The sequence below is a fragment of the Microbacterium sp. NPDC056044 genome (genome assembly GCF_042267145.1).
Lineage (GTDB): Bacteria > Actinomycetota > Actinomycetes > Actinomycetales > Microbacteriaceae > Microbacterium.
On the sequence record NZ_JBHJWZ010000002.1, the window covers coordinates 200,248 to 221,151 of the forward strand.

General features: G+C 70.7%; 23 protein-coding genes. 11 read left to right on the top strand and 12 right to left on the bottom strand.

The annotated features are described in order from the left end of the window. Positions 1–74: 74 nt before the first annotated feature. Genes phnD through ACFC1I_RS05965 form a run of 5 tightly spaced genes read left to right on the top strand, consistent with a single transcriptional unit; the run spans position 75 to position 4,008 of the window. Positions 75–983 carry a phosphate/phosphite/phosphonate ABC transporter substrate-binding protein gene (phnD, locus tag ACFC1I_RS05945; protein ID WP_376006997.1) on the top strand — a complete coding sequence of 303 codons (909 nt, stop codon included), beginning with the start codon at positions 75–77 and terminating at the stop codon, positions 981–983. Further along, entirely contained in the window at positions 983–1,792 is an 810-nt protein-coding gene (phnC, locus tag ACFC1I_RS05950) for a phosphonate ABC transporter ATP-binding protein (RefSeq protein ID WP_376006999.1), read from the top strand. Before phnD ends, phnC begins: the two co-directional genes overlap by 1 nt. After that, the gene (gene phnE, locus ACFC1I_RS05955) at positions 1,776–2,618 is read left to right on the top strand and encodes a phosphonate ABC transporter, permease protein PhnE (protein ID WP_376007001.1); all 843 of its coding nucleotides are present in this window, start codon (positions 1,776–1,778) and stop codon (positions 2,616–2,618) included. The genes phnC and phnE overlap by 17 nt, the downstream gene beginning before the upstream one ends. Further along, positions 2,615–3,379 carry a tyrosine-protein phosphatase gene (locus tag ACFC1I_RS05960; protein ID WP_376007003.1) on the top strand — a complete coding sequence of 255 codons (765 nt, stop codon included), beginning with the start codon at positions 2,615–2,617 and terminating at the stop codon, positions 3,377–3,379. Before phnE ends, ACFC1I_RS05960 begins: the two co-directional genes overlap by 4 nt. Beyond that, positions 3,376–4,008, top strand: coding sequence for a TetR/AcrR family transcriptional regulator (locus tag ACFC1I_RS05965; RefSeq protein ID WP_376007005.1), 633 nt, complete (start codon positions 3,376–3,378; stop codon positions 4,006–4,008). Before ACFC1I_RS05960 ends, ACFC1I_RS05965 begins: the two co-directional genes overlap by 4 nt. A gap of 77 nt (positions 4,009–4,085) precedes the next feature. Here ACFC1I_RS05965 and ACFC1I_RS05970 read toward each other — a convergent pair whose 3' ends face one another. Continuing rightward, positions 4,086–5,210 (bottom strand): Gfo/Idh/MocA family protein, encoded by a 1,125-nt coding sequence (locus ACFC1I_RS05970; protein ID WP_376007007.1) that lies wholly within the window; start codon positions 5,208–5,210, stop codon positions 4,086–4,088. Beyond that, positions 5,207–6,031 (bottom strand): sugar phosphate isomerase/epimerase family protein, encoded by an 825-nt coding sequence (locus ACFC1I_RS05975; RefSeq protein ID WP_376007009.1) that lies wholly within the window; start codon positions 6,029–6,031, stop codon positions 5,207–5,209. The genes ACFC1I_RS05970 and ACFC1I_RS05975 overlap by 4 nt, the downstream gene beginning before the upstream one ends. Before the next feature lie 112 nt (positions 6,032–6,143). On the opposite strand from ACFC1I_RS05975, the gene ACFC1I_RS05980 reads away from it, so the two are divergent. Next, positions 6,144–6,776 (top strand): TetR/AcrR family transcriptional regulator, encoded by a 633-nt coding sequence (locus ACFC1I_RS05980; RefSeq protein WP_376007011.1) that lies wholly within the window; start codon positions 6,144–6,146, stop codon positions 6,774–6,776. Here the strand turns inward: ACFC1I_RS05980 and ACFC1I_RS05985 are convergent. Beyond that, a complete protein-coding gene (locus ACFC1I_RS05985) occupies positions 6,754–7,413 on the bottom strand; it encodes a dihydrofolate reductase family protein (RefSeq protein ID WP_376007013.1) in 660 nt (219 codons plus the stop codon). The genes ACFC1I_RS05980 and ACFC1I_RS05985 overlap by 23 nt on opposite strands. A gap of 214 nt (positions 7,414–7,627) precedes the next feature. After that, positions 7,628–8,515, bottom strand: a complete 888-nt coding sequence (locus ACFC1I_RS05990) for a hypothetical protein (protein ID WP_376007015.1) — start codon at positions 8,513–8,515, stop codon at positions 7,628–7,630. A gap of 119 nt (positions 8,516–8,634) precedes the next feature. Between ACFC1I_RS05990 and ACFC1I_RS05995 the strand changes: the two genes are divergently transcribed. Further along, a complete protein-coding gene (locus ACFC1I_RS05995) occupies positions 8,635–9,207 on the top strand; it encodes a YdeI family protein (protein ID WP_376007017.1) in 573 nt (190 codons plus the stop codon). Between the two features lie 19 nt (positions 9,208–9,226). On the opposite strand, the gene ACFC1I_RS06000 is transcribed toward ACFC1I_RS05995, so the two are convergent. From ACFC1I_RS06000 to ACFC1I_RS06010, 3 genes are read right to left on the bottom strand one after another with little or no spacing between them, the layout of a single operon-like run. Beyond that, a complete protein-coding gene (locus ACFC1I_RS06000) occupies positions 9,227–10,123 on the bottom strand; it encodes an ABC transporter permease (protein ID WP_376007019.1) in 897 nt (298 codons plus the stop codon). After that, positions 10,110–11,051 (bottom strand): ATP-binding cassette domain-containing protein, encoded by a 942-nt coding sequence (locus ACFC1I_RS06005; protein ID WP_376007021.1) that lies wholly within the window; start codon positions 11,049–11,051, stop codon positions 10,110–10,112. The genes ACFC1I_RS06000 and ACFC1I_RS06005 overlap by 14 nt, the downstream gene beginning before the upstream one ends. Before the next feature lie 7 nt (positions 11,052–11,058). Then, entirely contained in the window at positions 11,059–12,165 is a 1,107-nt protein-coding gene (locus tag ACFC1I_RS06010; protein WP_376007023.1) for an outer membrane lipoprotein carrier protein LolA, read from the bottom strand. Positions 12,166–12,258: 93 nt separating this feature from the next. On the opposite strand from ACFC1I_RS06010, the gene ACFC1I_RS06015 reads away from it, so the two are divergent. Further along, complete coding sequence (locus ACFC1I_RS06015) at positions 12,259–12,996, top strand: Pr6Pr family membrane protein (RefSeq protein WP_376007025.1); 738 nt, start codon at positions 12,259–12,261, stop codon at positions 12,994–12,996. A gap of 22 nt (positions 12,997–13,018) precedes the next feature. Here the strand turns inward: ACFC1I_RS06015 and ACFC1I_RS06020 are convergent, their stop codons facing one another. Further along, positions 13,019–13,744 (bottom strand): Type 1 glutamine amidotransferase-like domain-containing protein, encoded by a 726-nt coding sequence (locus ACFC1I_RS06020; protein WP_376007027.1) that lies wholly within the window; start codon positions 13,742–13,744, stop codon positions 13,019–13,021. Between the two features lie 228 nt (positions 13,745–13,972). On the opposite strand from ACFC1I_RS06020, the gene ACFC1I_RS06025 reads away from it, so the two are divergent. After that, a complete protein-coding gene (locus tag ACFC1I_RS06025; protein WP_376007029.1) occupies positions 13,973–15,979 on the top strand; it encodes an ATP-dependent helicase in 2,007 nt (668 codons plus the stop codon). A gap of 24 nt (positions 15,980–16,003) precedes the next feature. Here the strand turns inward: ACFC1I_RS06025 and ACFC1I_RS06030 are convergent, their stop codons facing one another. The 4 genes from ACFC1I_RS06030 to ACFC1I_RS06045 all read right to left on the bottom strand — a co-directional run bounded on the left by ACFC1I_RS06030 (position 16,004) and on the right by ACFC1I_RS06045 (position 18,819). Then, positions 16,004–16,645, bottom strand: a complete 642-nt coding sequence (locus tag ACFC1I_RS06030; protein WP_376007031.1) for an LON peptidase substrate-binding domain-containing protein — start codon at positions 16,643–16,645, stop codon at positions 16,004–16,006. A gap of 15 nt (positions 16,646–16,660) precedes the next feature. Next, positions 16,661–17,098: a VOC family protein gene (locus ACFC1I_RS06035; RefSeq protein WP_376007033.1), complete on the bottom strand. Its 438-nt coding sequence runs from the start codon at positions 17,096–17,098 to the stop codon at positions 16,661–16,663. 48 nt (positions 17,099–17,146) lie between these two features. Beyond that, complete coding sequence (locus ACFC1I_RS06040) at positions 17,147–17,848, bottom strand: phosphatase PAP2 family protein (RefSeq protein WP_376007035.1); 702 nt, start codon at positions 17,846–17,848, stop codon at positions 17,147–17,149. A 62-nt stretch (positions 17,849–17,910) separates the two neighbouring features. Beyond that, positions 17,911–18,819, bottom strand: coding sequence for a helix-turn-helix transcriptional regulator (locus tag ACFC1I_RS06045; RefSeq protein ID WP_376007037.1), 909 nt, complete (start codon positions 18,817–18,819; stop codon positions 17,911–17,913). A gap of 125 nt (positions 18,820–18,944) precedes the next feature. On the opposite strand from ACFC1I_RS06045, the gene ACFC1I_RS06050 reads away from it, so the two are divergent. Together ACFC1I_RS06050 and ACFC1I_RS06055 are read left to right on the top strand one after the other, a co-directional pair. Next, a complete protein-coding gene (locus tag ACFC1I_RS06050; protein WP_376007039.1) occupies positions 18,945–19,988 on the top strand; it encodes a zinc-dependent alcohol dehydrogenase family protein in 1,044 nt (347 codons plus the stop codon). After that, a complete protein-coding gene (locus ACFC1I_RS06055; protein WP_376007041.1) occupies positions 19,985–20,794 on the top strand; it encodes an SDR family NAD(P)-dependent oxidoreductase in 810 nt (269 codons plus the stop codon). The genes ACFC1I_RS06050 and ACFC1I_RS06055 overlap by 4 nt, the downstream gene beginning before the upstream one ends. Positions 20,795–20,904 lie beyond the last annotated feature (110 nt).

Sequence of the window (20,904 nt, forward strand, 5' to 3'; positions counted from 1 at the left end):
GTAATTCGCGGTCACCTCGCGGAGTTTGCATACCGGTGTTCTCGAAATCCCCCGAAACTCCGGAAGGAACACTCATGCGCCGCGCCGCACTCCCCGCCCTCGGCCTTCTCGGCATCGCCGCTCTCGCCCTCACGGGCTGCGGCGGCACCGCATCCGCTTCTGACGCGGATGCTGCCGCCGACGCCCCGATCACGATCGCCACCATCCCGCTCGGCGACGACCCGTCGGCCGAGAACCCCGTCGAGGCGTTCGCCGCGCTGCTGGAGGAGGCGACCGGCCGCACCGTCGAGGTGACGGACGTGCCCGACTACCTGAGCGTGGTCGAGGCCATCCGCGCCGATCACGTCGACATCGGCATCATGAGCGGCTTCCCGTCGGCACTCGCGGTGAACACCGGCGAGGTCGACGCGCTCCTCGCGTGGAAGGGCGACGACACGCCCGTCTCCACGTGCGTCGTGCTGAAGGACTCCCCCATCCAGGACGTCGAGGACCTGAAGGGCAAGACTGTCGCGTTCGCCGACCAGGCGTCGAGCTCGGGCTACTTCATGCCGGTGTTCATGCTCCACGAGGCGGGCCTCGAGCAGGGCGAGGACTACGAGTCGATCTTCGCCGGCGGCCACGAAGGCAGCTTCGCCGCGCTCGCGCAGGGGCAGGTCGATGCCGCGTGCACCGCGATCATGCTGACCCAGATGGGCGAGCCCTACTTCCCGTTCGCCGACGGCGAGTGGCGCGGCGTCGGCGAGAGCCCGTCGATGCCGGTCGCAGGCACGGTGCTCGCGCGCCAATCGCTCGACGCCGAGACGCGTGCGCTCCTCGAGAAGTCGCTGCCGGCGGTGTTCTCCGAGGACAACGCCGAAGCTCTCGGCGCACTGGGCGAGGGCTTCATCGGCCACGAGACGGTGATCGCGCCCGACCCCGAGCTGTTCCAGGGCTTCGTCGACATCGCCGCCGTCGCGGGCGTGAAGCTCGACGACCTGCGCTGATGACGCTGACCATGACGACGGATGCGGCGGCGGTCGCGGCATCCGTGCCCGCTGTCGTGTCGGTGCGCGACCTCGCCGTCGCCTACGACACCACTCCCGTGCTGAGGGGGGTCGACCTCGACCTGCGGCCGGGTGAGACGGTGGCGCTGCTCGGCGCCTCCGGCTCGGGGAAGTCCACGCTGATGCGCAGCCTCACGGGGTTCGCGCCGATCACCGGGGGCAGCGTGAAGGTCGCGGGCCAGGAGGTCGCCGCGATGCGACCGAGTGAGCTGCGTGCCCTGCGGGCGCAGGTGGGGCAGGTGTTCCAGCAGTTCAACCTGATCCCCCGGCTGAGTGTGCTGACCAACGTGCTGACGGGTGCCCTGCACCACGCGGGACCGTTCAACCTCGTCGGAGGCTTCACGCGGGAGCAGCGCACCCGCGCCCTCGACCTGCTCGACCGCGTCGGCATCGCCCACAAGGCGACGGCGCCGGCGCGGTCGCTGAGCGGCGGGCAGCAGCAGCGCGTCGCGATCGCTCGGGCCCTGATGCAGCGGCCGCGGGTGATCCTGGCCGACGAGCCGGTCGCCTCGCTCGACCCGAAGCTGGCCGACTCGGTGCTGACCCTGTTGCAGGGCATCGCCCGCCAGGACGGCATCCCCGTGCTGGTCAGCCTGCACGTGCTGCCGCTTGCGCTCGCGCACAGCGACCGCATCGTCGGCCTCAAGCACGGCGAAGTGGTCGTCTCAGCCCCGACCTCCGAGCTCGATGCCGACGCCCTGGCCGTCGTCTACGACGACGAGGAGGAATCCGATGAGCACGACCGCTGAGCGCACGCGCCCGCAGAAGACAGCACCGCAGCTCGACCCTCACGAGCGGGAACGCCTGGAGCACTCCTTCCGGATCCCGCGCGCCCGGTTCGGGCTCGGCCTGATCGCCGCGTTCGCGGTGCTGGTGTGGTCGTTCCAGGGCGCGGAGTTCAACTTCGCGAAGCTCGCCGACGGCGCGGTCAACATGACCGAGTTCCTCGGCCGCCTCTTCCCGCCCGACTTCTCGGACTTCGGCACGATCGTGGCGCTCCTGATCGAGACGCTGCAGATGGCGATCGTCGGCACCGTGCTCGGCGCGGTCTTCGCCCTGCTCGTCGCTTTCGGCGCAGCATCCAATCTCGCTCCGAAATGGGTCTACTACCCGTGCCGCTGGCTGATGAACATCATCCGGTCGGTGCCAGACCTCGTGTTCGCGCTCATGTTCGTGTCGGGCGTCGGGCTCGGCCCGTTCGCGGGCATCCTGGCGATGACGCTCGGCTCGGTCGGCTCCATCGGCAAGGTGTTCGCCGAGGCGATGGAGTCCGTCGACCGCGGACCGCTCGTCGCGATGGAGGCCGTCGGCGCCTCGAAGCGACAGGTCATCCAGTACGGCGTGCTGCCCCAGGCGGCACCGCTGCTCGTGTCGTACACGCTGCTGCTCTTCGAGGGCAACGTGCGCGGTGCGACCATCCTCGGGCTCGTCGGTGCCGGCGGCATCGGGCTCGAGCTCACCACCGCGATGCGCATGTACGACTACGGGCACCTGTGCGCGATCGTCATCTGCATCATCGTCCTGGTCACCGCCATCGACCAGGGCAGCGCATTCATCAGAAGGAGAATCACATGACCACCGCCCTCATCGATCTGGAGCTCAGCGCCCCCGTCAACCTGCGCGACCTGGGCGGGATCCCGGTGGCCGGCGGCACGCTGCGCGAGGGCGTGGCCGTGCGTGCCGACGATCTGGCCGTGGTCACCGAGCAGGACGCCCGCGAACTGGTCGATCGCGGCCTGGTCGCGGTCATCGACCTGCGCACGAACGACGAGGCGGCCCTCACCGGCCGCGGGCCGCTGGCCGAGCAGCCCGTCGCGTACCACCACCTCCCGCTCATGGCGAGCATCGGAGCGGGGATGCCGCGGGGCGGGCGGGTCTCGTTCGACCACGTGTCGATGGGCGAGATGTACGCGCACATGGTCGAGAACTCGGCGCCGCAGCTCGCGACCGCGCTGTCGGTGATCGCTCTCGCGCCGGGCGCCACGGCGTTCCACTGCGCGGCCGGACGCGACCGCACCGGCGTGCTCGCCGCGATGCTGCTGCTCGCGCTGGGCGCGTCGGACGACGACATCGTCGCCGACTACGCCCGCACCGACGCCAACATGCCGGCCATCCAGGCGCGCATGAAGCCGGTCATGGGGGTGCTGCTCGAGCGGCTCGGGTTCGACCTCGACGAGATGACCATGCTGACGGATGCCGAACCCATGGACATCTCGATGCGCACCATGCTCGCCCGGCTCCGTGAGCGCCACGGCGACGCGCTGGCCCCGGTCCGTGCGGCCGGCCTGTCGGACGACATCGTCGCCCGATTGCGGGCCCGCGCGGTCGCCGCGTGAGCATCGCTGCCCTCCAGCAGACCGGGGACGCGGTTCGCCGCGGCCCCGGTCGGCCGCGCGACGAGGATCTCGAAGAGCAGATCCTCACCGGCGCGCTCGCGCTGATCGACGAGGGCGAGCCCGTCACCGTGCGCCGGCTCGTGGAGCGCAGCGGCGTGAGCCGCGCCGCGATCTACCGCCGCTGGCCGTCGATGACGACGCTCGTGGCTGCGGCGCTGGACGTCGGACGAACCGTCCCCCCGGACATCGCGCTCGACGACGGGGACCTGCGCGACGCGGTGATGGGAACGCTGGTGGGCGGTCGGAGCGTCAGCGCCGCGGGCTACTCGGAAGAGCGGTTCCGCCAGCGCATCCGCCTGGCGATGGGCGATCGCGAACTGCAGACGGCGTACTGGGCCTCGCACGTGTCACGACGACGCGTGCCCTTGGAGCGTGCGATCGCACACGGCATCGAGCGCGGCATCCTTCGCCCCGAACTCGACCCCACGACCTGCTGCGATCTGCTCGCCGGGGTCGTCTACTACCAGCTGGTGGTCCGCGGCGAGGAGATGTCGGACCCGCTCGTATGGCGGCGCTGCCAGGACGCCTTCGACATCGCCTGGCGCGGGATGCTCGCCGACCGCGGCTGACGGGCGCTCACCGCAGCGACGAGGCCGCGCCGTCCCGAAGGGACGACGCGGCCTCGTGCGCGGATGCGGATGCGGCGTCAGAGCGTCGCGGCGAAAGGGTCGAAGTCCGCGGGCACCGACGGCACGGGGTCGACGGTGGTCGCGATCTCGACGGACTGGCCGGACTCGACGGAACGCTCGGCGGAGAGCATGACGTCGAGCACGTGCAGGCCGAGCTGGCCGCTGGCGACGTGCGGGCGGTCCTCGGCGATGGCGCGCACCATGTCGAGGAGTCCCAGGCCACGACCGACGACGGCGCCCTGCTGGGGCACGTCGATCCACTCCTGCTCGAACTTCGCACCGTCGCGCAGCACGCCGAGCGGCTTCACGTAGGCGATGCGACCCTCGAACTGGTTGGGGTCCGGCAGCACGATCGTGCCTTCGGTGCCGTGCACCTCGAAGATGCCGTGGCGCTCGAGTGCGGAGTCGAAGCTCAGCAGGCTCTGCGCCTGCTGGCCCGCCTCGAACACCGTCGTCAGCTGCACCGTCGTCGGCACCTCGACGGTGAAGTTGGTGCCGGCGATGGGGCCAAGGTGAACCGTGCGCTCGTTGCGAGCACGCAGACCCGCCGCGAAGACGCGGGCCACCGGTCCGAGCAGGCTCACGAGGCCGCTGATGTAGTACGGACCCATGTCGAGCAGCGGGCCGGCGCCCGTGCTGAAGAGGAACGCGGGATCCGGATGCCACAGGTCGGGGCCCTGCGTCTGGAACGCGGTCTGCGCGAACAGCGGCTCGCCGATCACGCCTTCCGCGATCGCGCGCTTCGCGGTCTGGAAGCCCGGGCCGAGGATCGTGTCGGGCGCCGACCCGACGCGCAGCCCGGCGGCAGCGGCGGCGTCCAGGATGCGCGAGACGTCGGCGGGGTCGAGGCCGATCGGCTTCTCGGTCCACACGTGCTTGCCGGCGTCGATCGCAGCCTCCGAGACGGCGACGTGCGCCGCCGGGATGGTGAGGTTCACGACCACCTGGACGTCCGGGTGCTCCAGCACCGCGGCGGCGTCGCCGAACACCGGCACGCCGTACTGCTCGGCCTTCTCCTTCGCGCGGTCGGGCAGCAGGTCGCCCACGGCCACGACCTCGACGTCGGCGAACGACGTCAGGTTCTGCAGATACGTGTCGCTGATGACACCGGCGCCGATGACGCCGACTCCCACGCGGGTCATCGGACGAACCCACCGTCGCGCAGGAACTCGAACGACGCCGCGATGTCGGCGAAGACGTCGCCCGGCGCGTTGTCGTACTCGATGACCGCGTACTTGACCGCGGGGGCGGCGTTCAGCGCGTCGGCGAGCGCCACGACACCCTCACCGGGGCGGGTCTGCTGCAGGCTCTTCGACGTGAAGGCGGGCGCGTCGGGAGCGAACGGGTTGGTGTCGGGCACCAGCCCGTCCTTGATGTGGAGCGCGACGAGACGGTCGCCGATGGCACGGGTCAGCGCCGTGACGTCCTGTCCGCCGACGGCGGCCCAGTACAGGTCGAGCTCGATCGCGACGCGGTCGTCGGTCAGCTCGAGGAAGCGCTCGAACGCGGTCTTGCCGTCGAACGAGGCCAGGAACTCCTGCGCGTGGTTGTGATAGCCGACCGTGAGGCCGAATCCGGCGGCGGTGCCGACGAGGTCGTTGAGGCGCCGGGCCGTGTCGGCGACGCCTTCCTCGGTCAGCCAGCGGTCGGTGGGCACCATCGGGTCGATGACGACGCTCGCGCCGATCGTCGCCGCGGCCTCGAAGACGACCTCCGGGGCGGGCGTGGGGATCGAGCCGTCGGGGGTCCACAGCTCGTCCGACAGCAGCGGGGCGTGACCGGTCGGCGACGCGAGCCCGGCCGCGTCCAGCGCCGCGCGGATCTCCTGCGGGCGGCGGACGAAGTCGAACGCTTCGACGTTCTTGAGACCGATCGCCGCGAGCTTGTCCAGCGAGCCGGACATGTCGGCGGAGAAGGCGGCGGCCAGGGTGTAGAGCTGCACCGAGCTCTCGGGTCGAGTCACTTCGGACCCCTTTCGTACTTCTTCGTGCGGATCGACGGCATCGTGCCCAGGCAGGTTAGCACAAAACCTCCATGTGGAGGTTTTGTTCCTTTCGCGGCCCTAGGATGACCGAGTGACCGATGAGACCCCCGTCGCCCCTGCGCGCAGGCCGGTGTCTCGCGGCTCGTACGCCAAGGGCGTCGCGCGGCGGCAGCAGATCCTCGACCGGGCCATCGAGGTGTTCGCCCGGCGCGGAGCCGACCGCACGAGCCTGCGCGCGATCGCGGAGGAGGTCGGCGTCACGCACGCGGCGCTGCGGCACTACTTCGGCTCGCTCGAGGAGCTGCTGGTCGAGGTCTACCGCGAGTCGGAGCGCCAGGGCGATATTCGCCACCCCGATGACCCCGACGCGACGCCCGTCGGGGTGATGCGCGAGTCCGCGCGGACCAACCGCGAGATCGCGGGGCTGGTGCAGCTGTACTCGACGCTCGTCGCGGCGGCGCTCGAAGAGGGGCGGCCCGCCGCGCGGGACTTCGCCACCCAGCGCTTCGCCCGCGTGCGCGCGGATCTGGTCGACCGGGTCGTTCGCAGCCAGCAGGCGGGACGCGTGCGGGCCGACGTCGGCCCCGAAGCCGTCGCCGCACTCGTGATCGCAGCATCCGACGGCCTGCAGACCCAATGGCTGCTCGACGCCGAGGCGCCGCAGGACGAGTCCCTGATGCTCCTCGAGAGGCTTCTCGCCGTCAGCGACCGCCCTCGCGGGTGAAGGTGACGTGGATCGTGCCGCTCTCGGCGACCTTCGTCGCGACCGTGTGGGTGTGCTCGAGACCGCGCAGGTCGTCCCAGACCTTCGTGCCGCGCCCGAGCACGATGGGGGCGATCGCGACGTGCAGCTCGTCGACGAGCCCCGCGCGCAGGAACTCCTGAGCGGTGCGGACGCCGCCACCGACGCGCACGTCGAGGCCGCCGGCCGCGGCGGTCGCCTCGGCGAGCACCTCGCGGATGTCGCCGCTGCGGAAGTGGAACGTCGTGCCACCGTCCATCGGGATCGACGGCCGGGGCGCCGAGTTCGTGAGCACGTAGACGGGCGACCCGAACGGCGGCCGCTCACCCCACCAGCCCTTCCAGTCGGGGTCGTCGGGGTAGGCGTGCAGGCCGAACATCGCCGCGCCCATGATCTCGGCGCCCACCCCGGTGAAGAACTCGGCCGCGAAGTCCTCGTCGACGCCGGTCGTCCCCTCGCCGCTGGTGTCGCCGAACACCATGCGGCGGAACGTCCGCGTCGCCGCGTACGCGGCCGTCAGCGGCCCCCAGTCCTCGCCCATCGGGTTGTCGTCGCCGGGTTCGGGCGCCGCGGTGTACCCGTCGAGCGACGAGAAGAGATCGATGCGAACGCGGGACATGTCAGGTCTCCTTTGCGAGCGAGCGGAGGGGGTGGATGCTGCGCCATTCGGTACGGCGTGACGCAGAGGTGCGCTGCGCCCCGCGTTGCAGACCCCCAGCATGCTCGCTGTCACGGAGGCTCGGCGTCAAGAGCTTCCTGTGCAGCAGCGGAACGACAGTCGGGGAAAGGTGGCGAGCGCTCGGCTGGGCACCGGCTCGGGGTTGCGACGCGATCTACGTGTCGGGGTACAGCGCTGCCCACGCGATGGCGGCCATCTTGGCGTGCCCTGTCGCCATCAAATGGTTCAGGTCGGGCGTCAGATCCTCCGGATCGATCGCCATGCTCTGCATCGCCCCTTCGTCAGTGCGGCAGTTCTCGTACGCCGAGCAGACATCCACGATCGTGGCGAAGTAGTCGTCCACGATCGCCTGCTCCCCCGCTTCCTTCTCCGGGACGACCTCGAGCGTCGCGGGATCAACGGTGTCGCACGGTCCCGTGCCTGCGACGTGGGACGGGTCGATCTGCGAGACGGCGGCGTCGTAGATCTCGACTGTCCCCCATTGCGAGACGAAGAACACTGTGGCGTCCGGAACGCCCTCGGTGAGCGCCTCCATCACCTCCACGAGTCCCTCGCGGTAGACAGGCAGGTGCTCCGCATCGGTGCCGTCGCATTGCATGTCGTTGTCGATCGACTGAACGACGATGAGGTCGGGCTTCGGCGTCGTCGAGGCGAGCGCCTTCGCCTGGCTGAGCAGGTCGACGACCCCTGACCCGTCGACAGCCAGGTTCGTCGCATGACCCTCGATGGCCGGGTTCTTCGCAAGGATCCGCTGGTACACGCTGTCGACTGCAGGGTTGTCGCCCGTCGCCCACGAGTTGGCCCTCGCGTCGACCTGCGGCTGGCCGCTGTCGTATCCGGTCAGCCCCGAGTGCCCGATCGCCGCGATGGCGGACGGCCAGCCGGCAACGGCTGTCGCCGTGCCAGACGCCGAAGAAGCGGGCTGCGCAGCAGATGTCGCCGTGGCGCCTGCCGTACATGCCGTGAGCAGCAGCGCCGGCGCGGCGATGACGGCCGCGAGGAGCCGCGCGCGCGATCGGTTCCACCTCGAGGTGTCATTCATGGCCGACCTCCCCATGGACACGATGCCCGCAGGGCGAGGACCGGTCCGTCGTGATGATGCACCCGGCAGGACGCGCGCGCAAGATCTGCCGCGTCGGGGGTCGGCGCTACTCTGCCGCCATGGTCGACCGCGTGAACAAGCCCGAACTTCACGTCGATACCGTCGCGGAGTGGGAGACCTGGCTGGACGCCGACCCCGACCCGAACGGGATCCGGCTGCGCCTGCGGAAGGCGGCGACAACCCGACCCGGGATCACGTACGCCGAGGCGCTCGATGTCGCGCTGTGCTTCGGATGGATCGACGGGCAGAAGCACTCCCTCGACGCCGACTACTTCCTGCAGACGTTCACGCCCCGCAGGGCGCGGAGCATCTGGTCGAAGGTCAACATCGGCCACGTGACCCGACTGATCGAGGAGGGCCGCATGCGGCCGGCGGGTCAGCGCGAGATCGACCGCGCGAAGGCCGACGGGCGATGGGACCGCGCGTATCGGCAGAGTGACGGCGACCTCCCCGCCGAGCTGCAGGAGGCGCTCGACGCAGACCCGACGCTCGCTCGAGCCTTCGCGGCGCAGACCGCCCAGAACCGGTTCGCGATGGCCTTCCGCGTGGCCAACCTGAAACGGCCCGCGTCGCGCGCGGCGCGGGTCGCCGAGTACGTCGAGATGCTGAAGCGGGGCGAGACCCTGCACTGACGACGCGGCGCAGCGCGAGCTACGTGAGCACGTCGCGGGTCGTGAACCGCCAGACGGCGAGCGCTGCCGCGATGGCGATCCAGACCATCTGAAGGAGCGCGTTGCCGACGAACGAATCCCATGAGATCGGCGAGCGCAGCAGATCGCCGAAGTCGAGCCAGCGATCGGTGAACAGGTAGGGGTGAAGCGCCGACAGCTGGGGGATCTGTCCGACGATCTGCGCCGCGACCGCGAGGATCGCAGTCGCGGCCATGGCGCCGACCGGCACCGTCGTGAGGGTCGAGAGCAGCACCCCGATCGCGGCGAGCCCCAGCATCGACACCGACACGTAGGCGACGACGGCAAGGCACCGCACCAGTCCCTCGGCGAGGCTCACCTGCGTCCCGCTCAGCAGCGTCAGCGGGCCGGCGCCGAAGAGGATCGCCCCGACGACCACCCCCACCGCGACCACGACGAAGGTCGCGATGATGCAGAACACCGCGGCGGCGATGTACTTCACCGCGAGCAGCGCCACGCGCCCCGAAGGTGCGACGAGCAGGTAGCGGAGGGTGCCGAGGCTCGCCTCGCCGGCGATCGTGTCGCCCGCGACGACGCTGATCGTGAGCGGAAGGAAGAGCGGGATCGCGATCGCCAGCGCGGCGAGGCCGACGAAGACGCCGTTGTCGGTGATCTGGTCGAGGAACGCCGGCCCGCGACCGGCACGGGTGCCGCCCGCGATCCGCACCGCGACGCCGAGCAGAACGGGGATGACAATCAGGGCTCCGAGGAGCATCCACGTGCGCAGGCGGCGGAAGAGCGTCGCCAGCTCGCTTCCGAGAAGACCCGGGATTCCGCTCCCCCGTGCCGCGCCCGGGGCCGAGGGCGACGGCGCCGACGCCGCGTCGGCCGGGCGAGAGGCGGCATCACGCGACGACATCGAAGCCCCGCCCCGTCAGCTCCACGAATCGGTCCTCGAGGCTCGTCCGCTCGACGGTGATGCCTCGTACGCGCACGTCTGCACGCACGAGGGCCGCGACGATGTCTTCCGGTTCAGGCCCGTTCGCACGGAGCGTGCCGACGAGCGTGAAGGGCGCAGCATCCATCGCCTCGATCCCCGCGTGTGCGAGCACCTCTCGCGCCCGCGCGACGTCGGGAGTCTGCAGCTGCAGGCGGGCTGTGCCGTCGCCGCTGCGCAGCTCGTCGAGCGTGCCCGCCGCGACGAGCCGCCCCGCGCTCATGATCCCGGCGTGCGTGCACACCTGCTCGACCTCGGCGAGCAGGTGACTCGAGACGAACACGGTCGCCCCCTCGCCGGCCAGGGAGCGGATGAGTCCGCGCACTTCGCGCGTGCCCTGCGGGTCGAGCCCGTTCGTCGGCTCGTCCAGCACGAGCAGCTCGCGGGGCGTGAGCAGCGCGCCCGCGATGCCGAGACGCTGCTTCATGCCGAGCGAGTAGGCGTGCACCTTCTTGTCGGCTGCCGTCGTCAGGCCGACACGCTCAAGCGCCTCGTCGACGCGTCGACGGCGGGTGATGGATGCTGCGTGCCGGCCCGCCGCGTCGAACCGGTGCAGATTTTGCCGGCCAGTGAGAAACGGGGCGAAAGCGGGGCCTTCGACGAGTGCGCCCACCTGTGGCAGCACGGCGCGAAGGGCTTCGGGGATCGGCCGCCCGAGGACGCGGGCCTCGCCCGCCGTCGGACGGATGAGGCCGAGAAGCATGCGGATCGTCGTGGTCTTGCCCGACCCGTTGGGGCCGAGGAACCCGAACACCGAACCGTGCGGGACCTCGAGTGCGACCGCATCCACGGCCGTCTGCGCGCCGAACCGCTTGGTCAGACCGGAGGTCTCGATCGCGAGGTCGGCCACCGCAGGCTCAGTCGCCGGCCGCCACGCGTGCGAGGTGATCGGCGCTGACGGCGCCCGCGAAGACACGTCCGTCGTCGGCGAAGTACACCGTCACGAGCGCCGTCTCGAGCACGCGTCCGCCCGCGACAGGTCGCGTCAGGCTCTTGAGCTGCGCCTGCTGCTCGCTCGTCGCACCCGACGTGCTGGTGTCGGGCGGCGGCAGCTCGACGACCGCGGCCCAGCCTTGGCCGTGAACGATCGGCTGGGTCGCAGCATCCGTCCCCGAATCGTGCGTGCCGGGCGACGCCGGGTGATCCGGCAAGGTCTTGTTCTCGACGGTGTAGCCCGGTGCGGGGGTGTAGGTGAGCGTCGCGGCGTCAGGCGCCGTGTACGAGACGTCGGTGAACGTGACGGCGAACGCGGGCTGGTCGGCTTCGCGGGCGGTGATGGATGCTGCGAGCGCAGCGCCCGTCTCGCCGTCAATGGCGAAGCGCACCTCGCCGACGAGACCGGCATCGTCTTTCGGCTCGAGCACGAGTTCGTACACGTCACGTCCGGCGACGCGCCCGTCGATGCCGACCGAGATATCGGTCGACTCGCCGAGCTTCGCGAGAGCGTCGTCGAGCATCTGCTGCGGGGTTTGCCCCGTGTCGGGCTGCTGCTGCGGAGCGGTGGTGTCGCCGGCGGCCGTGTAGTGCGTCGCGGTCTGGGTCTCGGAGTCGACGAACCAGCCCTCGCGCGCCGACCGGTCGACGTACACGTCGCGCTCGGCGAGGCGGTCGAGCACCTGCAGTCGCGACTTGTCGCCGTCGAGGTAGACGTTCGCGGTGTGCGAACCGGTGAGGAGGTCGATGGCGTCGGAGGGGCTTGCCCCCGTCTTGCCCGACGTGCCCATGAGGCTGGAGAGGTCGGGCAGGCCGAGATCCGAGGTCTGCTCGATCGTGCCGGTCATCGCGGTGACATCGCTCGCGGCGGCGAATTCGATCAGCTGGGCTGGCGTCTTGTCGGGGAGATTCACCTGGGCATCGGCCGCGGTCGGGATGACCACGGCTGCGGCGACGGCCGCGACCGCGACGAAGGCGCCGGCGATCGAGAGCCAACGAACGGGTGACCGGCGCGGGTGCCGCCTATCCATGGGGCAAGGGTACGCCCGGGCGCCGACAGCGGCCACCGTCCCGAAATGACGTCCATGCGACTGCCCGTCTCGATAGCATGAGCGCGGGCGCTGATGCCCATCATCCGGGGGGACGAGATGGACACAGCGGTATCGACGAAGCCTGCGAGCGGTGTTCGCGAACGTGTGGGGCGCGTCTGGTACGGCGGGATCGCCGTCGTGGTGGCGATCGCGCTGACCATCCAGCTGGTCCTCGTCTTCTCAGGCGGCCAGGACGTCAACTCGTTTCAGGACACCGCCGGCGAGAGCCTTCCCACACGGCTGGTGAGGCTGTTCAGCTTCTTCACGATCCAGAGCAACCTGTTCGTGATGTTCACCTCGTTGGCACTCGCGCTGAACATCCACCGCGACGGCAAGCTCTGGCGGGTCCTGCGACTCGATGCGCTGCTCGGCATCATCATCACCGGGGCCGTCTACGAGACGATCCTCGCGCAGCTCATCCACCCCGAGGGGTGGGCGCTGGCCGCGACGATCGGCTTCCACTACATCTCCCCGTGGGCGACGCTCATCGGCTGGCTCATCTTCGGGCCTCGCCCCCGCATGACGTGGGCCACCACCGCGTTGGCGTTCATCTGGCCGGTGGCGTACCTCGTCGGCACGTTCGTCAATGGAGCGATCACCGGGTGGTACCCGTATCCGTTCGTCGACGTGACGATGATCGGGTTCGCCGACGCCGTCCGCAATTCGGCCGTGATCCTCGCCGGCGGCGTTCTCATCGCCGTCGTGCTGACTCTGCTCGACCACCACCTCCCCTCCCTCGTGCGGGACAGCCCTCCCCCGAAGGCGCGGTGACCGGATCGCGGCAGTGCGGGGCTCAGGTGCCGATCGTGGAGACCAGCACGCCGCCCTCGATCGGGAGGACCCGCCAGACGCTGCCCGCGCCCTCGACCCGGAGCGCGCCATCGCCCACGATCAGCGCCGTGCGCTCGTCGATGCCGAGCCCACCCGCGATCAGCCCGGACTCGACGGCGGCGACCATCCGGGAGAGCATGCCGCGCTGGGCGACGTGCACCTCGATGGCCACGTCGACGAGGCCGATGCCGGCCTCGATCTCCAGCTCGTCGCCCGGTTCGTCGGGGTCCTCAGGTGAGACGACTACGCCGCCGATGCGCGAGCCGCCTCCGAGCGAGCCCTCCGCCGCGATCATCGCGCCGGCCGAGACGCCGAGGTAGGGAACGCCGCCGGCGACCAGTCGGCGCAACTCGCTGAACACCGGCTCGAGCCCGGCGCGCACGTCCTCGACGACACCGCCGCCCACCGCGATGCCGTCGACGTCCGCGATCGCATCGAGCCCGATCGGCTCGCCGGGCCGCCCCGCGGTCAGGTGCGCCTCGATCGCGAGTCCCGCCCCGGCCTCGGCCAGAAGCTCGCCGAGCGCCACCGCCTTCTCCTGGGCTTCGGGGTGCAGCGAGATCACGGCGATGCGCGGCCGCGCGCGCCCCGCGTCGGCGGCTCGCTTCGCCGCTTCAGCGACGAACGGCGCGTAGAGCGAGGCATCCGCTGCCGTGGTCGCGCCGCCCCCGATGAGGTGCACGCTCACGCGGCACCATTCCCGTCGAGAACGAGGATCCCGCGGCGGATTCCGTCGACGCCGGTATCCGCGTCGTTCGCATCGAAGCTCATCCGAGGAGCCTACGCGGACTGGAGTGCGGGCGGAGTGCGGGCGGAGTGCGGGCGGTGCCCGCACGGTCGCCGGGTCGGTCCCGGCGTCTGAGCGGGTCCCCCGCATGCGCGGTGAATGTCTGAGGGTCTGGCTACCGTCGCCTGCGTGGCAGTGGGTGACGCGTTGGCCGGGCTGGACCCGACGCAGCTGGAGGCGGTCGAGCACGGCGATGGACCGTTGGTGGTTGCGGCGGGAGCGGGCACCGGAAAGACGCGGGTGCTGACCGCACGGGTGGCGCGACTGCTCGAGGCGGGGGTCGTGCCGGAGCGGATCCTGCTGCTGACGTTCACGCGGCGTGCCGCGTCCGCGATGCTCTCCCGTGCCGCAGCGCTGTGCGGCGACGCGCAGGCTGCGCAGCGCATCGCCGGCGGAACATTCCATGCCGTCGCGCACCGCATCGTCGCCGAGCACGCGCAGCATCTGGGGTTGGAGGACGTGACCGTCATCGATCCCGACGACGTCATCGACCTCATCGACCTGCTGCGCGCGGAGCACGGACTCGACGGCACCGAGGTGCGACTGCCCACGACACGCACCATCGCCGACATCGGGTCTCGCGTGGTCAACACCGCGACCCCGGTCCGCGCGGTGATCGAAGAGCAGTTCCCCTGGGCGCTCGAGCAGGCCGACACCATCGCCGGCTTGCTGCGCCATTACCGTGACCGCAAACGCGCGCGCGGCCTGCTCGATCTGGACGATCTGCTCATCGCCTGGCGGGCGCTGGTCGCTGATCCCGATGTCGGGTCGAGGCTGCGGGCGCGCTGGGACTGGGTGCTGGTCGACGAATACCAGGATGTCAACCAGCTTCAGGTCGACATCGTGCGGGGGCTCCGTCCCGACGGCCGCGGGCTCACCGTCGTCGGCGACGATGCGCAGGCGATCTACGCGTTCCGGGGAGCGAGCGCCGGGCACCTGCTCGACCTCGTCGAGGCGTACCCCGACGCGACGCTGGTGCGCCTGGAGCGCAACTTCCGTTCCACGCAGCCGATCCTCGACCTCGCGAACGACGTGCGCCCGGGCGAGCTGAAGCTGCGGCTGGTCGCCGACCGCGCGCAGCAGGGCGCCCGGCCGACGCTGGTCACCTGCCGCAACGCCGACGACGAGGCCCGCACCATCGCGGATCGCATCCTCGCCGCGCACGTCGATGGCACGCCGCTGCGTTCGCAGGCCGTGCTGATGCGCACCGGGTCCCACAGCGCGCAGCTCGAGGTCGAGCTCAAGGTACGAGGCATCCCGTTTCACAAGTTCGGCGGCATCGGCTACCTCGAGACGTCGCATGTGCGCGACCTGCTCGCCGGCTTTCGAGTCGTGCTCAACCCGGCCGACGAGGTGTCGTGGTACCGCCTGCTCACCCGGCACCGTGCGATCGGCAAGGCGAGCGCGCGCGGGCTCGCGGCGATCCTCGCGGACGGCGGCGTCGATCGCGCGGCCGACGCGATCGCCGCCGCCCCGGCGAAGGCGCGCACCGGGCTCGCGTCGACGCTGTCGCTCCTCGGCGGCGTCGACTCCACGACCGCTGTGCCCGAGCTGGTCGAGGCCTGCCGGGGCGCGGTGGATCCGCTCCTGCGCGCGCATTACCCGGATTGGCACCGTCGGGTGACCGAAGTCGACGGCATCGCACAAGCCGCCGCCGGGCAGAGCGATCTGCGCACGTTCGTGAGCGAGCAGGCGATCGACCCCGTGAACGTCGCCGGCGACTGGGCGAAACAGCCGCACCTCGACGAGGACTGGCTGACCCTGTCGACGATCCACTCCGCGAAGGGCCTGGAGTGGGACACGGTGCATCTGATGCGGGCCAACGACGGCGCGATGCCCTCCGACATGGCCCTCACCTCGCGCGCCGGCCTCGCCGAGGAGCAGCGCCTCTTCTACGTCGCACTCACCCGCGCACGCGACACCCTCGACGTGTACGTGCCCTCGCAGCTGCCCACCCATCCCACCGCGTTCCTGGCCAAGCACGTCGCCGCCAAACCCAGCAGGTTCCTGACCGAGGCTGCTCGCGCTCTGATGGAATCGGTCCGCACCGCCGCCATCACCCCCGAGCCGGCGATCGCACGGGCCGCCGCGGTGCCGCGCGTGCGCACGGACGCGTTCGACGAACTCTTCGCCTGATCGGCATCGGCTCGTCTCGCAGCCTCAGAGGTCGTCGTCTCCGTCACCCCGCGCATCGGCGACGCGGGCAACGAGCACCGGCTCCTCCTCGAGGCAGAGGTCGATGATGCCGCGGAGCAGGCCTCCGAGCGTGGTCGAGCTCAGCAGGCGGAACCGGTCGTACTCGCCCAGCGGAGCGATCGCGGCGAGCTGCCAGGACGACTCCACCGGATCCTCCGAAAGGTCCGTCCCGGGATCCCATCGAGCCTCATCCAGAACGGAGGCGAGCGTCGCGAGGCGGCGGACGATCTGCTCGGCCTCGCGGTGGAGCGGCGCGAGCGCCTCGTCCCAGACGAGCGGGGCCATCGTCGTCACGTCGGCCACCGGGTGCGGGTCGTCCTCGCCCCATCGGTCGACGGTGATCCGCTCCCCGCCCACGGCGACCACGTACAGGTCCGCCGCACCCGCCTCGATCTGCAGGATGCGCGCCATCGTGCCGATGGAGGCGCGCTGATCCCCACCGCCCGCTTCGAACCCACGCTCGATGAGGACGACCCCGAACTCCGGATCCTCCACGTCGAGCAGGCGACCCATCATGGTGAGGTAGCGCGGCTCGAACACCCTCAGCATCAGCGGCGTGTAGGGCAGCAGAACGCTGCCCAGCGGGAACATCAGGACGGCGTCCATGAGCTCTGGCGTTCGTCAGCTCTTCGTGAGGTCCTGGGCGAACATCACGAGGATGCCGCTCGGACCGCGTAGGTACGTGAGTTTGTAGACACCTTGATAGTTCGCGACTCCGCGAAGCGGATGACACCCATGCCGCGCCGCGATCTCGAGGGCCTCATCGATGTCGTCGACGGAGAAGGCGACGCGGTGCATGCCGATCTCGTTGGGCAGAGTGGGCTCGGTCTCGATCGCGTCGGGGTGGATGTACTCGAAGAGCTCTAACTGGCCGTGGCCGTCCGGCGTCTGGAGCACCGCGATCTTGGCGTGGTTCCCGTCGAGCCCGACCGCGGTGTCGGCCCACTCTCCGCTCACGGTGTCACGGCCGAGGACGGTGAGTCCGAGGTCGGTGAAGAACGCGATGGTCGCTTCGAGGTCACGAACGGCGATGCCGACATTCTCCAGCGTGATGCGCATGCGTTGCATGCTACTCAGCAGGGCTGACGCGCTCCGCGTCCCCTCTGCCTACGGCGACATCAGCTCCCGCCGCACGACGGCGGCGCTCCACCGTCCCAGCACGATGCCCGCGACGGTGTCCGAGATGTGGTGCTGGCCGCGATAGACCCGCGAGAACGCGATCGCTCCGGGAATCCCGTACCGGAGCAGGGGACCGAGCAGCCGCGCACCGCGGGCGCCGTGGCGATCGAGCAGGTCGGCGAGCGTGCCGTGGAGCGCGAAGGCTGCCGCCGTGTGCCCGGACGGGAACGACGACGTCGCGTGCGGCTGCTCCGGGCGCCACAGCCCTGTGGGCCGCGGCCGCCCCACGAGCGCCGCGGATGCGACGAAGCACGCGGTCTCGAGGGCCAGCACCGCGGCGGGGGCGACCGCTGAGCGCCGGTCGCGCGTCAGGAACCAGGTGATGCCGCACCAGATCGCCCCGTTCGCGATGGTCTGTGGCACGCCGGAGTACCACGACAGCGGTGCGGTGACCCGGTCGATCGGCTCGCGCGGCGAGGTCGGGTCGGGCGGCGAGGTCGGGTCTGCTGGGTCGGTCGCGATCGCGGCTTCGCCGTCGTCCGGTCGGTGGCCGAACGCGCCCTGGAGCCCGCGCACGGCCTGATCCTCCCGTGGGTCGTCGCCGCCGAGGAGCCGCACCGCCCACCCCGCCGCGGCCAACACCGCGATCGCGCCGAGGCCCGGGAGGACGACGGTTCGGAGCAACGCCATGCCCACAGGCTAGTGGCGCGGCTTGCAAGGGAACACGTCGGAGCGCGCGGGCACGTGCCTGACTACCCGGGGAGGTCGTCGGCGAGGTGCCCGGCGTCGCTCGGTGCGTGTGTCGCGGCCCAGCTGGTGAGGAGTTTGATCCGGTCCTCGTGAGGGCTGCCCGGCTCGGCGGTGTAGAGGTTCAGTGTCCGTGCCGCGCGGTTCGGGTTGGCGAGCTCGGCCGACTGGTACGTGAGTTCGAGGTGCCCCACGACGGGATGGCGGAGGCGCTTCACACCCTCGTGACGACTGCGCACATCGTGGGAGGACCAGAGCCGGGTGAAGTCATGGCTGCGGGTGGAGAGCTCCCCGATGAGCTCTCGAAGTGCCCGGTCGTCGGGTTCGCGTCCCGCTTCGGCGCGGAGCAGGGCAACCGTGGCGGATGCTCCGCCCTCCCAGTCGACGAAGAAGTCGCGTGCGGCAGGGTCGAGGAAGTGGAAGCGGGCGAAGTTCGCCCGATCGCCGATCGTGGTGGGACTGTCGAACATCGGCGCGTGCAGGGCGCGCGCCAGCGCGTTGGTCGCGAGCACATCGAGCCGCCCGTTGCGGAGGAACACCGCCGACAGCGTCACGGAGTCGATCAGCCAGCGCACCGGACCATCCAGGGCACCGTCCTTGGGACGAGGCGCGCGCCGCACCGTGGGACGGGCCGCCTTGGCGAGATCGAAGAGGTACTCGCGTTCGTCGTCGTTGAGCTCGAGCGCGCGCGCCACGGCGCCGAGCACCTCTTCCGAGACGCCCGTGATGTGCCCCTTCTCCAGGCGGGTGTACCACTCTGTGCTCACCCCGGACAGCACCGCGACTTCCTCGCGACGCAGGCCCGGCACGCGCCGGCGGCTGCCGGCGGGCAGGCCGACCTGCTCGGGGGAGATGCGTCCGCGCCGGCTCACCAGGAAGTCCCGGATGTCATCGCGGTTGCTCGGGCTCTCCATTCCCCCACGGTAACCCCGGGCGTCACGGCTGAGGGGGTGGAGCCTGTACCCCCTATAGACGCGACCTCCCGCGCCTACGAGGGACGGGATGTGATGGATGCTGTCAACCCCCGAAGGAACTCATCATGCGTGCCACCCTCATGTACGGTCCCGGCGACGTCCGGATCGAAAACGTCCCCGATTCCCGCATCAAGAACCCCACCGACGCGCTCGTGCGGATCACCGCATCCTGCATCTGCGGGTCCGACCTGCACCCCTATCACTCGATGGATGCTGCGGCCGCACCTGCCCGCATGGGTCACGAGTTCATCGGGGTCGTGGAAGAGGTCGGATCCGACGTCGTGACCGTGAAGAAGGGCGACCTCGTCGTCTCGCCGTTCGCCATCTCCGACAACGTCTGCGAGATCTGCAGGGAGAACCTGCAGACCTCCTGCCTGCACCATGTGGCCGGCTTCTGGGACGGCATCCCCGACGAGGGCGGACAGGCCGAGGCCATCCGCGTGCCGCTCGCCGACGGCACCCTCGTCAAGCTGCCCGTCGCGGCCGACTCCGCACTCCTCCCATCACTGCTCACCCTGTCGGACGTGTTCGGCACCGGCTACCACGCAGCCGTCGCCGGCGGCGTGAAGACCGGCTCGTCCGTCACCGTGATCGGCGACGGCGCTGTCGGACTGCTCGGCGTGCTGTCGGCGAAGCGCCTCGGCGCCGAGCGGATCATCCTCATGGGCCGCCATCAGGTGCGCACCGGCCTCGGCCGGGAATTCGGCGCGACCGATGTGGTCTCGGCGCGCGGCGACGAGGGCATCGCCCAGGTGCGCGACCTCACCGGCGGACACGGCACCCACGTCGTGCTCGAAGCCGTCGGGTACATGTCCGCGTACGAGCAGGCGCTCGGCGTCGTCCGTCGCGGCGGCGTGATCAGCCGCGTCGGCGTGCCCCAGTACGAGGACGCACCGATCGGTTTCGCAAGCCTGTTCCGCCACAACATCCGCCTCGCCGGCGGCCCCGCCCCCGTGCGGGCCTACATCGACGAGCTGATGCCCGACATCCTCGACGGGAAGATCAACCCCGGCAAGGTGTTCGACGCCACGACCGGCCTCGACGGCGTCCCGGCCGGCTACCGCGACATGGATCAGCGCACCGCGCTCAAGGTCCTCGTCACCCCGTGACCACCGCCCCCACAGACAGCGAGACGAACATGTCGATCAAGAACCCTCAGTACGATTTCACCGGCCAGGTCGCCCTGGTCACCGGCGCCGCGTCCGGCATGGGGTTGGCCGCGGCGCGCGCCTTCGCCGAGAACGGCGCGGCCGTGGTCCTCGCCGACCTGAACCAGGACGCCGTGGATCTCGCTGCGCAGTCGCTGGTGGATGCCGGCTACCGGGCGATCGGCGTCGCGTGCGACGTCGCCGACGAGGCGCAGGCTGCCGCGATGGTCGACACGGCGGTGGCGGCCTTCGGCCGGCTGGACATGGCCTTCAACAACGCGGGCATTCAGGCCCCGCCCTCGGACGCGGCCGACGAGACCGCCGAGAACTTCGACCGGGTCAACGCCGTCAACCTCCGCGGAGTGTGGGCCGCCCAGAAGCACGAACTGCGGCACATGCGCACGCAGGGGTCCGGTGCCATCGTCAACAACTCGTCGCTGGGCGGCATTGTCGGGCTGCCCGAGCGCGCCGCGTATCACGCCTCCAAGCACGGGGTCATCGGCCTCACCAAGAGCGCCGCCGTCGAGTACGCGCCCCGGGGAATCCGCATCAACGCGATCTGCCCCGGAGTCATCGAGACCCCGATGGTCTCCGACATGCTCGAGGGTCAGGCCGAGGCGATGGCCGCGATCGTGCAGCAGCAGCCGATCGGCCGACTCGGCACGGCCGACGAGATCGCCGCCGCCGTCCTGTGGCTGTGCAGCCCCGGCGCAAGCTTCGTGGTCGGCGTCGCACTGCCGGTCGACGGCGGGTTCACCACCCACTGATCGGCGCGCCCTTCGCGCGAGCGGTGGCGCCTTGCTCGCCAGGAGTTGCCCGCGCCCGTGGGCGTACCTGGGCGGGCCTTGTGGACCGATTCCTCCGCGGTCAAAATGGT

Bases quoted from the DNA above. Each gene is read 5' to 3' on its own strand.
- ACFC1I_RS05990 (WP_376007015.1), bottom strand. From the start codon at position 8,515: ATGAATGACACCTCGAGGTGGAACCGATCGCGCGCGCGGCTCCTCGCG.
- phnC (WP_376006999.1), top strand. From the start codon at position 983: ATGACGCTGACCATGACGACGGATGCGGCGGCGGTCGCGGCATCCGTG.
- ACFC1I_RS05995 (WP_376007017.1), top strand. From the start codon at position 8,635: ATGGTCGACCGCGTGAACAAGCCCGAACTTCACGTCGATACCGTCGCG.
- ACFC1I_RS06010 (WP_376007023.1), bottom strand. From the start codon at position 12,165: ATGGATAGGCGGCACCCGCGCCGGTCACCCGTTCGTTGGCTCTCGATC.
- ACFC1I_RS06030 (WP_376007031.1), bottom strand. From the start codon at position 16,645: ATGGACGCCGTCCTGATGTTCCCGCTGGGCAGCGTTCTGCTGCCCTAC.
- ACFC1I_RS06000 (WP_376007019.1), bottom strand. From the start codon at position 10,123: ATGTCGTCGCGTGATGCCGCCTCTCGCCCGGCCGACGCGGCGTCGGCG.
- ACFC1I_RS06050 (WP_376007039.1), top strand. From the start codon at position 18,945: ATGCGTGCCACCCTCATGTACGGTCCCGGCGACGTCCGGATCGAAAAC.
- ACFC1I_RS06040 (WP_376007035.1), bottom strand. From the start codon at position 17,848: ATGGCGTTGCTCCGAACCGTCGTCCTCCCGGGCCTCGGCGCGATCGCG.
- phnD (WP_376006997.1), top strand. From the start codon at position 75: ATGCGCCGCGCCGCACTCCCCGCCCTCGGCCTTCTCGGCATCGCCGCT.
- ACFC1I_RS05970 (WP_376007007.1), bottom strand. From the start codon at position 5,210: ATGACCCGCGTGGGAGTCGGCGTCATCGGCGCCGGTGTCATCAGCGAC.
- ACFC1I_RS05985 (WP_376007013.1), bottom strand. From the start codon at position 7,413: ATGTCCCGCGTTCGCATCGATCTCTTCTCGTCGCTCGACGGGTACACC.
- ACFC1I_RS05960 (WP_376007003.1), top strand. From the start codon at position 2,615: ATGACCACCGCCCTCATCGATCTGGAGCTCAGCGCCCCCGTCAACCTG.
- phnE (WP_376007001.1), top strand. From the start codon at position 1,776: ATGAGCACGACCGCTGAGCGCACGCGCCCGCAGAAGACAGCACCGCAG.
- ACFC1I_RS06015 (WP_376007025.1), top strand. From the start codon at position 12,259: ATGCCCATCATCCGGGGGGACGAGATGGACACAGCGGTATCGACGAAG.
- ACFC1I_RS06035 (WP_376007033.1), bottom strand. From the start codon at position 17,098: ATGCGCATCACGCTGGAGAATGTCGGCATCGCCGTTCGTGACCTCGAA.
- ACFC1I_RS06045 (WP_376007037.1), bottom strand. From the start codon at position 18,819: ATGGAGAGCCCGAGCAACCGCGATGACATCCGGGACTTCCTGGTGAGC.